This window comes from Pandoraea terrigena, from assembly GCF_902459705.1.
Classification (GTDB): Bacteria; Pseudomonadota; Gammaproteobacteria; order Burkholderiales; family Burkholderiaceae; genus Pandoraea; species Pandoraea terrigena.
In genome coordinates, this window is the sequence record NZ_CABPRU010000002.1 from 19,353 (window position 1) to 34,295 (window position 14,943).

Genomic DNA, 14,943 nt, shown 5'->3' on the forward strand with positions numbered 1-14,943 from the left:
TTATTTGGCGTATTTGCGGAACTCGGGCTTGCGTTTCTCCTGGAACGCACGCACGCCTTCGCGCGACTCTTCCGTCTCGTAATAGAGCTTGAGCGCGTACATCCCCATGCCTGCGATGCCCGCCTGCTGCGCCGTGTCCATGTTGAACGAGCGTTTCGCGATCGCAATGGCCGTCGGGCTGCGTTCGAGAATTTCGTCGCACCACTTCTGGACTTCCGCATCGAGCTGATCGTGCGGCACGACCGTGTTCACAAGCCCCATCGCCAGCGCTTCCGCCGCCGGATATCGTCGGCACAGATACCAGATCTCACGCGCCTTCTTCTCACCGACGACACGCGCGAGAAACGCGGTGCCGAAGCCCGGATCGACCGAGCCGACCTTCGGGCCGACCTGTCCGAACACGGCTTTGTCCGACGCGATCGTGAAGTCGCACAAGGTGCAGATCACGTTGCCACCGCCGATGGCGTAGCCTTGCACGCGGGCGATGACGGGCTTTGGCACGTCGCGAATGGCGTTGTGCAGCTCTTCCATCGGCAGTCCGATGGTGCCGCGTCCGTCGTACTGCCCTTCGTGCGCCGACTGATCGCCCCCGGTGCAGAACGCTTTCTCGCCAGCGCCGGCAAGCACAATGCTGGCGATCTCGCGGTCGTAGCCGGCCTTGTTGATGGCGTGAATCAGTTCGTCGCAGGTGCGCCCTCGAAAGGCGTTCATCTTGTCCGGACGATTGATCGTGATCCACGCCGCGCCGTTGCGCACTTCGTACAGGATGTCTTCGTATTGCATCGTTTAGCTCCTTGCGTTTGCGTGTCGCTGAATCTCACCGGATGTCGTGACACGCGGCAGTCGTGATGTCGTTGAGAGAGATCGAGGAATGGCCGGCGTCAGCCGCACATCGTGAGGCCGCCGGAGACGCTCAGCACCTGGCCGGTGACGAACGCGGCGTCGTCGCTCGCGAAAAAGGCGATGGCGCCCGGCAAGTCATCTGGCTGGCCGATGCGCCCGAGCGGTATGGACTTGGTGAACGCCTCCACCAGCTTTTCCGGATTGCCCGCGCCTTCCTTGTAATCGGCGAAGAGCGCCGTGTCGGTCGGACCCGGGCAAACCACGTTGACGGTGATCCCGTGGCGAGCGTGCTCGCGGGCTAGCGTCTTCGAGAACGCGACGAGCCCGCCTTTGCAGGCGGCATACACCGCCTCGCCCGACGACCCGACGCGCGCCGCGTCCGACGCGATATTCACGATGCGGCCGCTGCGGCGCGCCACCATCTCGGGCAATACCGCGTGATGCATATGCAGCGCACCCACGAGATTGATGGCAATGAGCGACTCCCATTGCCCCGGGGTCGTCTTGGTGAAGGGCTTGAAGATGTCCCAACCGGCGTTGTTGACCAGGACGTCTACCGGCCCCAACGCCGTCGATACCGCTGCGACGGCGGCGTCAACCTGCTCGCGCACGGTGATGTCGCAAGCGAACGCCTGCGCCCGCCCGCCCGCGTTCAGTATCTCGCTCGCCGTGCGCTCGGCCGCCGCCAGGTTGCGGTCGAATACCGCCACCGCCGCCCCCTCGCTGGCGAGGCGGCGGCACGTCGCCCCGCCGATCCCGCCCCCACCGCCCGTCACGATAACGGTCTTGCCCTCGAATCGCTGCATGTTTCGCCTCCAGAGTCACAGATGGGCGCGGTATCCTTGCTGACCTCGGAGATTCCGGCCCGCCGATCAAATTACGTCAATATGTTGACGTATACTAGACGCGAGATTGGCGATGCGCAAGCAGGCAGAAGCGGAGAAATTGATATGGAAAACCCTAGCAATAATACGGAAATCACGCGCATGGAGCTGGCTAACCGGTTGTTCTTCCGGCTCTATCAATGCGCAAACATGTTGCATAAAACTGGGACGCGAGCAGTGGAGACGCTAGGTCTGACGACGCAGCAATGGGCCGTACTCGGTGCGCTCTCTCGCCCGGAGGTGCCCGAGGGCATGAGCGTGGGCGATCTCGCGCGCTATCTGATGGTGAGTCGTCAGAACCTGTCGGGCCTGATCGGCCGCATGGAGCGCGACGGCCATATCAGGAGCGCGCCGGACGGGCGTGACCGGCGATCGCGCCGCATCACCATGACCGAGCACGGGCACGCGGTCTGGCACCGTGAGGCGGTGCCGCGCATCCATGGTTATTACGCGCAGGCGCTCGACGAATTCTCGACCCGCGACATGACCCACACGCTGCACTATCTGCTCAAGCTGCTCGACAATATGAAGCGAATCGACGAGGCGGCCGGCACCCCTGCCGAGGGAGACAACGAGGGGGAAAACGTCTGAGAGCGCGACAAGCACGGGAACACCCGAGGCCCCCGAGTCAAAAATAAAACAGGCAAACGGCGCCGAAAACCCCCGCCAACGCACCGCCATGCGGCGCAACGATTTCCGGGAAAGCCAATACCGGCTTGGGTTCCCGATGACCACTCCGGCTGACGCAATACCGCATTAACTAGCATCCTAATAATTAGTTAACATATAATCTTTCCCATGACTTCCCTAGAATCGCTCCGCTTTGTCTTCACCAGCCATTTGCTGCTGGCCGGCAAACAGTGGCGCCAGTTATCGCAGGGCGCAATCGCCGAATATGGCATTTCGGCGGCGAGCGCCGGCCCGCTGCTGTTCATCCGCCGGCTCGGCCAGGGCGTGCGGCAGGTCGAGCTTGCCGAATACGTCGGACTCGAAGGTGCGTCCCTGGTGCGACTGCTCGATCAGTTGTGCGGGGCCGGTCTCGTGCTGCGCGAAGTCGACGCAAGCGACCGGCGCGCCAACGCACTGCGTCTGACGCAGGCTGGCGAAGCGCTCGCCGAAAAACTTGAAATCGAACTCAGCGAATTGCGCGCGAAAGTGTTCGCCGACATTCCGCGCGAGGATTTCGAAGCGGTATTGCGCGTGTTCGAAGTGCTCTCTCGCGCAGCGGGCCCCGATGGGTCCATCCTCGCGCTGGCTCCCCCAAAGAAGTAAACCGTGCTCACCTGGCCTTCCTCCCGCGACTGGATCTTCTCGATCAAGGCGTTCCTCTCCTCAATGCTGGCGCTCTACATTGCGCTCGCACTCGGCCTGCCGCGTCCGTACTGGGCGATGGCCACCGTGTATATCGTGTCGCACCCCCTCACGGGCGCCACGCGCTCCAAGGCGCTGTATCGCGTGTTCGGCACGCTGCTCGGCGCCACGGCATCCGTCGTCTTCGTGCCTGCGCTCGTCAACACGCCCGAACTGCTGATGGCGGCCGTCGGGCTGTGGACCGGCACGCTGCTCTATATTTCGCTGCTGCATCGCTCACCTCGCAGCTATGTGTTCCTGCTTGCCTCGTACACGCTGCCGCTGATCGCCCTGCCGGCCGTCAATACGCCTGGCGTCATCTTCGATATCGCCGTGGCACGCGCCGAGGAGATCATCCTCGGCATCGTCTGCGCGAGCGTGGTCGGTGCGGTAGTCCTGCCCACGAGCGTGGCCAAGGTCCTGCACGACCGCTCGGCACGCTGGCTGACCGACGCCGCGCGCTGGACGACCGACATGCTCTCGACAGACCCCGACGGCAAGGCAACGCGCCACATGAGCCGTCACCGCATGGCGGCCGACATTCTGGCGCTCGACCAGTTGATCAGCCAGCTCTCGTATGACGCCGACACGTCCGAGCGCGTACGCGACGCGCAGGAATTGCGCGGGCGCATGACGATGATGATGCCCGTGCTCTCGACGGTAGCGTCGCTCGTGCACGCCCTGCGCGAGCACCCGACCGGCGCGCCCGAGGCGCTCGAGGCCAAGATGGCGGACGTGGTCGCCTGGCTGCGGCGCGGTGCGCCGATACCCGCCCCGGCGCATTTGCTGAGCCCGGCACCATCGGCCGGCGAGGCCTCGGACTGGTACGGCGCGCTGGTCGCGGCGACTGAGGACCGGTTGCGCTCGCTCGTTCAGCTCTGGCAGGATTGCGCGGCGCTGCAACGCCGCTTCGGTCAGCGCGAGCATGACGAAGGCGGGCGCGAATGGACACCCGCCTTCCGGTACTGGGAACTTGGCGGCGCGCGCCACTACGACCACGGCCTGCTCCTGTTCTCGACTGTTTCGGCCGCGATGTGCACGTTCCTCATGGGCATGGCGTGGATTTACACCGGCTGGAACGACGGCGCCGCCGGCGTCTCGCTCGGCGCCGTGGCCTGCTGCTTCTTCGCTGCGATGGACGAACCCGCGCCGTTCATCCGCTCGTTCTTCTGGGCGACTGCCGTCTGCGTGGTGTTCGCAGCCGTGTACGTGTTCTTCATCCTCACGAATGCGCACGACTTCGGTTTGCTCGTCGCGCTCTTCGCCATCCCGTACCTGCTGCTGGGCACACTCATTGCGCAACCGCGCTTCACGATGGTGGCCATGCTCGTCGCGGTGAATACGGCGAGCTTCGTGGGCATTCAGGGCGGATACAGCGCTGACTTCCAGGCGTTCTTCAACGGCAATCTCGCCGGGCTGGCTGGCGTGCTGTTCGCCTTGCTCTGGACCTTGCAGACGCGCCCCTTCGGCACGCGCGTGGCCATGCGCCGACTGATTCACTCGAGCTGGCGCGACATCGCGCGCAACGCGCTCGGACGCTCCGTTGCCGAACATAACCGTCTGCGCACGCGTCTGCTCGATCGGCTCGGCCAGCTCGTGCCGCGACTGGCCGCAAGCGAGAGTGAAACGTCGAGCGACGGCTTTACCGAAGTGCGCATCGAACTCTCGGCGCTGGCGTTACAACGCGAGCTGCCCCATCTCAACGCATCGCAGCGCGACGCCGTCGAGGCCGTGCTCGCCGACGTCGCGCGCTTTTACCAGGCGCGACTCGACGAACAGGTGAGCACCCCCGATACCACGCTGCACGACAAACTGCTGGGCGCCGTGCGCTCGTTGGTGGCCCATACCGATCAGGCGTCGCGCAGTGCGCGCGCGTCGCTCATGGACATCCACGTCGCGCTGTTCCCCGCCGCACAACCCGGGAGCGCCAAATGAGCGGAGAGATCGACATCTACGGTGTGTTCGTGCCGACGCTGCTGGTGCTGATGGTCGTGGCGTTCGTGCTGACCGGTGCACTGCGCTTCGCGCTCGCGCGCCTGGGCTTTTACAGGCTCGTCTGGCACCGCTCCCTGTTCAACCTTGCTGTGTACATCATCGCGCTGGGCGGCATTGTCGCCATCGCGAACGCTTGCCAACCATGAAACTGAAATTTCGCTCCATCGGCCCCGTCGCGCTGACGCTCGCGGTATCTTGCGTCGCGGTGTTCGTTCTGCTGCATTTGTGGGATTACTACACCGTCGCCCCCTGGACGCGTGACGGCCGCATTCGCGCCGACATCGTGCAGGTCGCCCCCGACGTCTCCGGCCTCATCACCGAGGTCGAGGTCAAGGACAATCAGCCGGTGCACCGCGGCGACCTGCTCTTCGTGATCGACCGCGACCGCTACACGCTGGCGGTGCAGCAGGCCGAGGCCAATGCCGCGGCGCTGCGCGCCACACTTGCACAGGCGCGGCGCGAAAACGCGCGTAACCATCAGTTGACGGAGGTCGTCGCCAGGGAAGTGGTCGAAGCCGGCCAGGCCAAGGTCGAATCCGGCGAAGCGGCGGTGGCGCAGGCTGAAGCCGCCGTGCGACTGGCGAAACTCAACCTCGAGCGCACCCGGGTGCTCGCGCCTGCCGACGGCTATCTGAACGATCGCCTGCCGCGGGTCGGCGACTACGTCAGCACCGGCCGCCCGGTGCTCTCGATGGTCGATGCCAACTCGTTGCACGTGGAAGGCTATTTCGAAGAGACGAAGATGCGTGGCATCCACATCGGCGACAAGGTCGAAGTGCGCCTGATGGGCGAGCGCCAGGTGCTGCACGGTCATGTCCAGAGCATTGTCGCCGGGATCGAGGATCGCGACCGGACGAGCGGCGCATCGATGCTGCCCAACATCAACCCGACCTTCAACTGGGTACGCCTCGCCCAACGCATTCCGGTGCGCATTGCGCTCGACGATGTGCCCAGCGACATGCGCCTGGTTGCCGGGCGGACTGCAACCGTGACGGTCGTGGAGGGTCGGCAGGACACCGCCGGCCAATCGCAACCGTCGACTTTGTCGGCCGAATCGATCAAGTCGGCCCAACCGGGAGCCCAACGGTGAAACCACGCTTACGCCTGATGAGCGCCGTGGCCGCCGCCGCCGCGCTCGTTACCGGATGCACGACCGTCGGCCCCGACTATCATTTGCCGGAAAACGCCGTGATGCGCTCGCCCGAGGCCAACGGCCCCATCGCGAACGCCGCGCAACGCGGTGTCTCGATCGGCGCCGTGCCCGACGACTGGTGGCAACTCTATGACGACCCCAAGCTCGACGCGCTCGTGAAAGCGGCGCTGGCCGCCAACACCGACGTTCGCGTGGCGGCCGCCAACGTGCAGCGCGCGATCGCGATGTACCACGAAGTCGAATCCGAGAATCTGCCGCAAGGCGGCGTGCAAGCCGAAGCGGCCCGCGCCCAGATCTCCGGCGAGAGTTTCCTGAAGGAAGAAAAATTGCCGGTGGTCAATCTGGCCGCCGCCGCCCTGTCCATCTCCTATCAGATCGACTTCTTCGGCAAACTGGCGCGCGCGGATGAAGCGGCACTGGCTGCCGCCGAAGCCAGTCAGGCGGCCCTCGACGTCACGCGCGTGAGCGTGGCCGCCGAAACCGTGCGCGCCTATGTGCAAGGCTGCGCAGCCAACCACGAGTTCGACATCGCCAACGCGCAATTGAAGTTGCAGGAAAAGAGCGTCGCGATTACGCGCAAGCTCGTCGATGCCGGACGCGATCAGCCGACCGATCTGCTGCGCGCGCAAGCGCAGGCCGACACGTTGCGCGCCGCGCTGCCGCATTTCCAGGCGCAGCACGACGCGGCGACCTACCGACTGGCCGTCATGCTCGGCAAGGTGCCGGGCACGCTCGACCCGAGCGCCGCGCAATGCCGGCGCATTCCTCAGCTCGCCCAAGCGCTGCCGGTCGGCGACGGCACGGCGCTGCTCAAGCGCCGGCCCGACGTGCGTCAAGCCGAGCGCGAACTCGCCTCCGCCACGGCAAAGATCGGTGTTGCCACGGCAGACCTCTATCCGTCGATCCGCATTGGCGCGTCGATCGGGGCAAGCGGCGTCCTGGAACACTTCGGACAAGGCCGCACCGAGCAGTGGAGCGTGGGACCGATGATCACGTGGTCACTGCCGACCAACGGCGTGCGGTCGCACATCAAGGGCATGGAAGCCGGGGCTGACGCGGCGCTCGCGCATTTCGACGGCGTCGTGCTCAAGGCCCTGCAAGAAGCGCAGACGTCGCTCTCCGCTTACACGCGTGAATTGCAGCGCGACGACGCCCTGCGCGACGCCCGCGACAAGTCACGCGCCGCCGCCGAGCAGAACCACAAGCTCTATCAGGCCGGCCGCGCGCCGTATCTGACAAGTCTTGACGCCGATCGCACGCATGCCAGTGCCGAGGCCGCGCTGGCCGCCGCAGAGACACAAGTCGCACTGGATCAGGTCAATCTATTCCTGGCGTTGGGCGGCGGCTGGCAATCCAGCGCGGCGAACGACAAGACATCGCCGGTGGCATCCCGTGCGAAGGCCGACCGCCATAACGTGCCGACAATTTCCGCCGCAACTTCCGCGGCATCCTCGACATCCACTCGTTGAGATGAGGCAGGCGGCGTCTTCGTGATGCCGCGCCTTCAGAAGCACACAAGCCCCGTCGGGAACGAATCCTCTGGCGGGGCTGTGGAATGACGCGCCACGGCGTCGGTGCGGTAACTCGCGCGGCGCAGGCGGGACTCGGTGGCGAGTCAGGCGGGCCGTCGGCGAATCCGGGAACTGCCATCGATAACCGGTTGACGGTTATCGCATCACCTTCAGTTGGCGACCGGTGCGGCTGCCTGATTGCGCGCTTCGATCTTGGCCGTCAGATTCTGCAACTGAACCGACTGCTCGTAGGTGTACGGGAAGTTGAATTCCGTCACCGGCGAGAGACCCAGTTCACGGGCCGCCTGGAGTTCTGCGCGCACATGGGCGCGGGTTACACCGCTCGTTTGCGCTTGATCTTCGGCGAATACCGAGCCGGCAGCCATCGTCAAGCCAACAAGGGCGACGGCGGTCAACAGGTTCTTTTTCATGGAAAACTCCTTTTATTGTTCATCGGTTACGCATGGACACGAAAACCGCTGCCTGATCAGTTTTCGCCATGAGTAAATTATAGTTTTCCCTCATTAATGAACCAGCCCTAAAGCGACAACACACTGTTTCACATACACGCAGGAATCCGTGCAATCCGACGGCGAAATCACGCGAGAGTGAAACAAAACCGAGGTGCAAACGGAAGGCGAAGCGGCCGCGCGAGCGTCAACCCTAGGCCGCTCACGGGAAATGGAGGCAACAGGGACACCTCAGGGAGAGATCACCCCGCTACTGATTGCGGCGGCAATGGCCTGGTGCCGATTGACCGCACCGAGCTTGCGCTTGGCGTTATTGAGGTGAAACGTCACCGTGTGCTCGGAGATACTCAGGATCGAGCCAATCTCCCACGCCGTTTTGCCGCGCGCCGCCCACAGCAGACTTTCGATCTCGCGCGGGCTGAGCTTGCCGGTGCTGCGACTCGCTACCCATTGCATGTCGAGCTGCCGAATCGCCTGATGAAAGTACAACGCCGTCAGATAAACGTCTCCGAGCATGCGCGCTTCATGCGCGGCCGATGCTTCCGGCGATGCGGCCGTGGCAGCGCTGAAGATCGCGCGCTCGCCGGTGGCGCCGTAGATGGGAATCGATAGCCCGGAAGCGAGACCGTGTGCGCGAGCGTCTGCGAAGATGGGATGCGGCGGGTCCTGTGAGAGAAAGGTTCGCCAGAGGATTGGGAGTGGCGATAAGTTCGCGGCGATCAGTACCGGATCGACCTCCGCATATCCGACGCTTTGATATCGCTCGATCCACGCAGCCGGGAATGTCGTGAAAATGTGACGGCTCGGCATGCCCTGCGCGGTAATACGCTGGTCGTCAAACTGAAATGCGGCCGCTTCCCGTTCCCGACGTGGCGACAGCGGCGCATAGAACAGCGCTTCATAACCCAGGAATTGCGTGAGCTTCTGAAACTCGGCGTCGAGCGCATCGACCGAGCGGGCACCGAGCAGCCCCTCATATCGATAAAGATGATGATGCATTGCGAGTTGCGCGTTTCTCAATGATTGCCGGTGAATTACCGGTATTCTCGCATGGTAGTCCTATCTTTACCGGTTCCCGCTGGCAATTCTACGTTACAAGGCGGAAGACCGATTTAACATGGATTACCGATCATTTCCGCACCGCCGTCAGACGGCATGCCGCAATGCGTCAAGTGCCGACATGACCTTTCGCAAACCCGGGGTCAGCGGTTTGTCCTGGCGCACGACGATCGCAAGCGTTCTCGTCAAATCCGGCGTGAGCGTGGAGACGCGCAATCCCCGTCGGTAATGCGCCGCGTTGACGGATAGTCGGGGCACGATGCTGTAGCCCAATCCGGCCGCCACCATTTCCTTGATGGCTTCGATGCTGCCCAGCGCCATGACCGGACGCACACGCAATCCCGCTTGCAGGAACCATTCGTCGATCAATAACCGGGTGCTGCTTCCCTGTTCGAACGCAACCATCGGTGCCGCGGCGAGCCCATGCGGCGTGACCGATTGCGCCCAGTGCGCGTCGCCCGCTGGCGCGATGGCGACGAACGCGTCGCGCAACACCGGGGTGACGTGCAGGCTGCGCCCCGCGGTCGGTAACGTGACAAGGCCGATATCGAGCCGGTTTTCGGTCACGGCGGCGACCACCTCGTCGGTGTTCCCGGTGCTCACACGGATGTCGAGCATCGGATAGCGCTTGCGCATCGCACGCAATATCGGCGGCAGCAAATGAATGCAGGCCGTCGCGCCGGTGCCGATCGCCACTTCGCCCACTTCGCCGCTCGCGTGGCTCGAGAGCGCGTGCATGGCGTCTTCGACAACGGCATCGATACGCCGGGCATGGTCGAGCAACGTCAGCCCGGCGCACGTCGGTTTGAGTCGCTTGCCAACCCGCTCGATCAGCATGACGCCCAGTCGCTGTTCCAACTGGCGAACCTGCAAGCTCACGGCGGGCTGTGACAGATCGAGGCGGGCGGCGGCTGCGGAGAAACTTCCGGCGTCGACGACTACGGAAAACGTGTGAAGCTGATCCAGGTTCAGGCGGCGCATCTCAAGGTTTTCCTTATGGATCGGAGGGCATACCAAGACTTTACCAAGAGAAGGGATCAATGCCCCCTGCCGACGCCATCCTCGCCATCCGATTCCCCACCTCAGGACGCGCCGCCCTCCGGCTGCCATCCCCCGCCCAACGCGCGGTACAGTGCCACATGATTGACGAGCACCCGCTGCTTCACGTCGATCAACTGCTGCGCGGCGTGAAACGCGCTGCGCCGCGCGTCGAGCAACTCGAGGTAGCTCGCCACCCCATTGGTGTAGCGATGGTGGGCCAGGCGGAGCCGCTCGCGCTCGCCGTCCGACACGCGCTTTTGTGCCTGGAACTGGCGCGACAGCAGGTCCTGCGCGGTCAGCGCGTCATCCACTTCGGCAAATGCCGTCTGAATCGCCCGCTCATAGGACACGACGGCCATCTCCTTACGTACGTTCGCCAGCGTCAGCCCCTGGCGATTGCGGCCGCCTTCGAAGATCGGCACGGTAATCTGCGGCAAGAATGACCACACGCCGGTGCCCGCGCCGAAAAGATCCGCAAAGCCTGCGCTGGCGGTGCCGATGTCCGTCGTCAACTTGATCGACGGGAAAAATGCCGCGCGGGCCGCGCCGATGTTCGCGTTGGCCGCACGCAACTGCGCTTCCGCCTGCCGAATATCCGGTCGACGCATCAGCAACGACGATGGCAATCCCGCAGCCACGGGCACGACGAATGCGTCGTCGAGCGACGCCACCGCGACCGGCTTCGCACTCACATCGCCGGTCAGGACCTGCAACGCATGCACGATCTCGCTGCGTCGCCGCTCGCGCACGGCAAGCGCTGCCCGCGCCACTTCGACCTGCGTGGTCTCGGTATTGAGGTCGAGATCGTCGACGAGTCCACGCTCCGCGCGCAGGCGAACCACGCGAATGCCCTCCTCGCGCGCCGCCAGCACCTCGCGCGCATAGGCGATCTGTTCGTTGACGGCCACCAGCCCGATGTAGGACGTGGCCACTTCCGCCACGAGACTCACCTGCGCCGCCCGTTGCGCTTCCTCACTTGCCAGATACGATTGCAGGGCCGCATCGCGCAGGCTGCGCACACGTCCAAAAAAGTCGAGTTCGAAAGCGCTCACGCCGAGCGTCGCCCGCCATTCGTTGGTGACATCACCTCCGATCGCGGCCCCCCCCTTGGGCAATCCGACCGCCGCCGCATTGCGCTGACGGGAAAACGCGCCGCCCGCCTGCACGCTCGGCAATAGATTGGCCGCCTCGATGCCATACAGCGCGCGCGCTTCCTGGACACGCAGGGACGCCAGGCGCAAGTCGCGATTCTGCGCGAGCGAGCGGCGAATCAGCGCCTGCAAGCCGGGATCGTTGAACACCTCCGCCCAATCCGCGTCGGCCGCGAGCGGCTCGGCGAGCGCCAGGCGCGCGCCGCTGCCCGACGGCGCGGCCTCGTATGTCGTCGGCACCGGCGCTGCCGGACGCTCATAGGTCGGCGCCAGCGTGCATCCGCCAAGCAACGCCAGCAAGCACACGCAGGGGGCCGCCATCCCGCGCAAGCGGGGTCGAAACGTCGTCATACCTTCCCCTCGATCGCCGGTGCGGCATCGCCCGACGCATTCGTCTCAGGCCGGCGCACGAAGCGACCGACCCACAGGAAAAACAGCGGCACCAGGAAGATCGCCAGCACCGTGGCCGTCAGGATCCCGCCAAGCACCGCCACACCGATGGCGCGCTGTGCGCCGGACGCCGGGCCGGAGGCGATGGCCAGCGGCACCACCCCGAAACCGAACGCCAGCGACGTCATCACGATCGGCCGCAGGCGCAGACGTGCGGCTTCGACGGCCGCCTCGCCCCAGGCCATGCCCTGCTTTGTCATATCGTTGGCCACCTCCACGATCAGGATCGCGTTCTTCGCCGACAGGCCGATGGTCGCGATCAGACCCACTTTGAAGTAGATGTCGTTGGGCATGCCCAGCAGGCTCACGGCACCGAGCGCGCCGATCACGCCGAGCGGCACCACCATGATGACGGCCGCCGGAATCGCCCAACTTTCATACAGTGCCGCTAGTGCGAGGAACACGACCAGCACCGACAGCGCGAACAGCAGCGGCGCCTGCGCGCCCGAGACGCGCTCTTCGAGCGACTGGCCGCTCCACTCGTAGCCGATGCCCTGGGGCAGGTCGTCCATCAGTCGCTCCATGCGCGCCATCGCCTCGCCACTGCTCTTGCCAGGCGCCGATTCGCCCTGGATCGTGAACGACGGGTAGCCATTGAAGCGCCGGAGCTGCGGCGACCCGAGCTTCCACTTGAGCGAAACGAACGCCGAAAGCGGCACCATCTCGCCACTCGCGTTGCGCACGCGCAGATTGCCGATATCCTCAGGCGATACGCGCTGACGTCCGTCCGCCTGCACGATCACACGGCGATTTTCCGCGCCCAGCATGAAGTCGCCCACATAGTCGGAGCCGAACATCGTCGCGAGTGTCGTGTTGACATCGTTCATATTGACGCCGAGCGCTTCCATCTTGTGCCGGTCGATGGCGACATCGATCTGCGGCACGTCGCCCTGACCGGCAAAAATCACATTCCTGAGCACCGGATCTTGCGCAGCCCTCTGGAGCAGCGCGTCGCGAGCGGCGGTGAGCGTGTTCTTGCCTACGCCGGCCCTGTCCTGCAACCGAAGATTGAAACCGTTCGACGAACCCAGTTCCGGCAACGCCGGGCTGTTCATCGCCATCACCATGCGGTCGGGCTGGCCGGAAAACTTGTCGTTGACGCGCTCGACAATGGCATGCACCTCGTCGCGCGCGGACGTGCGCTCTCGCCAGTCCTTCAGCGCGACAAACAGCATGCCGCCGCCCGGACCTGAGCCGAACTCGTTCCATCCGCCGAGCGCAAAGACGTGCTTGACTGGCTCATGCTGCATGAGGTAGCGCTCGATGCGTTCGAGCGCCGTCATCGCCTCCGGCAGCGTGGCACCCTGCGGCTCCGAAGCCATCACCATGAAGCTGCCTGAGTCCTCTTCGGGAATGAACGACGACGGCAGACGCATGAACGCGAGTGGCACGGCGATCAACACCGCGGCATAAACGAGCATTGCCCGCCACGGACGACGCAGCGTCTTGCTGACGGTTCGCGTGTAACGCTCGGTGCCCAGCGCGAAGGTACGATTGAACGCGCCGAAAAAGCCGCGCTTATTGTGATGACCGGCCGCGATCGGACGCAGCAGCGTGGCGCACAGCGCGGGCGTGAGCGAGAGGGCAAGGAACGCCGAGAACGCAATCGACACCGCGAGCGTGACTGCGAACTGACGGTAGATGTTGCCCACGGCGCCGGGGAAGAACGCCATCGGCACGAACACCGCTACCAGCACCACCGTGATCCCTACGATGGCACCGCTGATCTGCTTCATCGCCTTGACCGTCGCGGCATAGGGCGAAAGACCCTCGTCCACCATGATTCGCTCCGTGTTCTCGACGACGACAATCGCATCGTCAACGAGAATGCCGATCGCCAGCACCATGCCGAACATCGTGAGTGTGTTGATCGAGTAGCCGAGCCCCAGCAGCACGCCGAAGGTACCGAGCAACGCGACCGGCACCACGAGCGTGGGAATGAGCGTGGCACGCAGGTTCTGCATGAACAGGTACATCACCAGGAACACCAGCACCACAGCTTCGAGCAGCGTCGTCACGACCTTCTGGATCGACACCTTGACGAACGACGCGGTCTCGTAGGGGATCTGGTACGACACGCCGGCCGGAAACAGCGCCGCTTGATCGTCCATCACCTGGCGCACCGCCTTCATCACCGCGACGGCGTTCGAGCCGGCCGCCAGCTTGATGCCCATCGCCGTTGCCGGCATGCCATCCACGCGCGACGAATACGCGTAATCGGCCGCCCCCAATTCCACTCGGGCGACATCGCGCAGCCGGATCGCGGAGCCGTCGGCGCGCACACGCAGCGGAATATTGGCGAACGCTTCAGGCGAGGCAAGCGCCCCGTCAGACACTACGTTGGCGTTGATCGGCGCCGACGCGGGCGTCGAGCCCGCGCCGATATCGCCGATGGTCACGCGCGCATTGTAGGCACGGATCTTCGAGGCGACGTCCGCCGCACTCAGGTCGAGCGCGACGAGCTTCGCCATGTCGGGCCAGATGCGAATCGCCTTCTCCGTGCCCCAGAACTGCACCTGTCCGACGCCCGGCACTCGCTTGAGCTGGTTGATGACCTGCGCCGCGGCGATTTCCCCGAGATCGAATTGGCCAATCGCGGGATTGGCCGACGCCAGCGTAACCACCATATGAATATTGTCGGCGGCGCGCTCGACGACGACGCCGTCGCGACGCACCACTTCCGGCAGACGGGATTCGACGGTCTTCAGGCGGTTCTGCACCTCGACAGCGGCCAGATCGAGATTGGTGCCCTGCCGGAAAGTGAGATTGACCGACGAACGGCCGTTGCCGCTGGACGCCGACGTGTACATGAGCCCCGGCGCGCCGTTCATCTGGCGCTCGATGATCGCCGTCACGGAATCTTCGACCACCTTGGCCGACGCGCCCGGATAGCTGCTCCAGACGCTGACCGTCGGCGGCGCAATGTCGGGGTACTGCGCAACGGGCAGCGCCCGGATCGCGAGCACGCCGACGAGCGTAATCAACAGGGCGATCACCCAGGCAAAGACCGGGCGATCGATGAAGAAGCGAGCCATG

General features: G+C 64.6%; 13 protein-coding genes. 6 read left to right on the forward strand and 7 right to left on the reverse strand.

The window, feature by feature from the left end:
• Complete coding sequence (gene badI, locus PTE31013_RS04385; RefSeq protein ID WP_150611632.1) at positions 1–783, reverse strand: 2-ketocyclohexanecarboxyl-CoA hydrolase; 783 nt, start codon at positions 781–783, stop codon at positions 1–3.
• Between the two features lie 98 nt (positions 784–881).
• Positions 882–1,649 carry a 2-hydroxycyclohexanecarboxyl-CoA dehydrogenase gene (gene badH, locus PTE31013_RS04390; protein WP_150611633.1) on the reverse strand — a complete coding sequence of 256 codons (768 nt, stop codon included), beginning with the start codon at positions 1,647–1,649 and terminating at the stop codon, positions 882–884.
• A gap of 144 nt (positions 1,650–1,793) precedes the next feature.
• On the opposite strand from badH, the gene PTE31013_RS04395 reads away from it, so the two are divergent.
• From PTE31013_RS04395 to PTE31013_RS04420, 6 genes are all read left to right on the forward strand, one after another.
• A complete protein-coding gene (locus PTE31013_RS04395; protein ID WP_150612168.1) occupies positions 1,794–2,318 on the forward strand; it encodes a MarR family winged helix-turn-helix transcriptional regulator in 525 nt (174 codons plus the stop codon).
• Between the two features lie 207 nt (positions 2,319–2,525).
• Positions 2,526–2,999: a MarR family winged helix-turn-helix transcriptional regulator gene (locus PTE31013_RS04400; protein WP_150611634.1), complete on the forward strand. Its 474-nt coding sequence runs from the start codon at positions 2,526–2,528 to the stop codon at positions 2,997–2,999.
• A gap of 3 nt (positions 3,000–3,002) precedes the next feature.
• Positions 3,003–5,012 carry an FUSC family protein gene (locus PTE31013_RS04405; RefSeq protein WP_150611635.1) on the forward strand — a complete coding sequence of 670 codons (2,010 nt, stop codon included), beginning with the start codon at positions 3,003–3,005 and terminating at the stop codon, positions 5,010–5,012.
• The gene (locus PTE31013_RS04410; protein ID WP_150611636.1) at positions 5,009–5,218 is read left to right on the forward strand and encodes a DUF1656 domain-containing protein; all 210 of its coding nucleotides are present in this window, start codon (positions 5,009–5,011) and stop codon (positions 5,216–5,218) included. Before PTE31013_RS04405 ends, PTE31013_RS04410 begins: the two co-directional genes overlap by 4 nt.
• Positions 5,215–6,162: an efflux RND transporter periplasmic adaptor subunit gene (locus PTE31013_RS04415; protein ID WP_150611637.1), complete on the forward strand. Its 948-nt coding sequence runs from the start codon at positions 5,215–5,217 to the stop codon at positions 6,160–6,162. The genes PTE31013_RS04410 and PTE31013_RS04415 overlap by 4 nt, the downstream gene beginning before the upstream one ends.
• A gap of 17 nt (positions 6,163–6,179) precedes the next feature.
• Positions 6,180–7,694 (forward strand): efflux transporter outer membrane subunit, encoded by a 1,515-nt coding sequence (locus PTE31013_RS04420; protein ID WP_150612169.1) that lies wholly within the window; start codon positions 6,180–6,182, stop codon positions 7,692–7,694.
• Positions 7,695–7,906: 212 nt separating this feature from the next.
• On the opposite strand, the gene PTE31013_RS04425 is transcribed toward PTE31013_RS04420, so the two are convergent.
• The 5 genes from PTE31013_RS04425 to PTE31013_RS04445 form a co-directional block, all read right to left on the reverse strand.
• On the reverse strand, positions 7,907–8,167 hold the full coding sequence (locus PTE31013_RS04425) for a DUF4148 domain-containing protein (protein ID WP_150611638.1): 261 nt from the start codon (positions 8,165–8,167) through the stop codon (positions 7,907–7,909).
• 270 nt (positions 8,168–8,437) lie between these two features.
• Entirely contained in the window at positions 8,438–9,205 is a 768-nt protein-coding gene (locus PTE31013_RS04430) for an autoinducer binding domain-containing protein (RefSeq protein ID WP_150611639.1), read from the reverse strand.
• Between the two features lie 147 nt (positions 9,206–9,352).
• Complete coding sequence (locus PTE31013_RS04435) at positions 9,353–10,246, reverse strand: LysR family transcriptional regulator (RefSeq protein ID WP_150611640.1); 894 nt, start codon at positions 10,244–10,246, stop codon at positions 9,353–9,355.
• A 101-nt stretch (positions 10,247–10,347) separates the two neighbouring features.
• Positions 10,348–11,808: an efflux transporter outer membrane subunit gene (locus PTE31013_RS04440; RefSeq protein ID WP_150611641.1), complete on the reverse strand. Its 1,461-nt coding sequence runs from the start codon at positions 11,806–11,808 to the stop codon at positions 10,348–10,350.
• Positions 11,805–14,942 carry a multidrug efflux RND transporter permease subunit gene (locus tag PTE31013_RS04445; RefSeq protein ID WP_150611642.1) on the reverse strand — a complete coding sequence of 1,046 codons (3,138 nt, stop codon included), beginning with the start codon at positions 14,940–14,942 and terminating at the stop codon, positions 11,805–11,807. Before PTE31013_RS04445 ends, PTE31013_RS04440 begins: the two co-directional genes overlap by 4 nt.
• Between the last annotated feature and the right edge of the window lies 1 nt (position 14,943).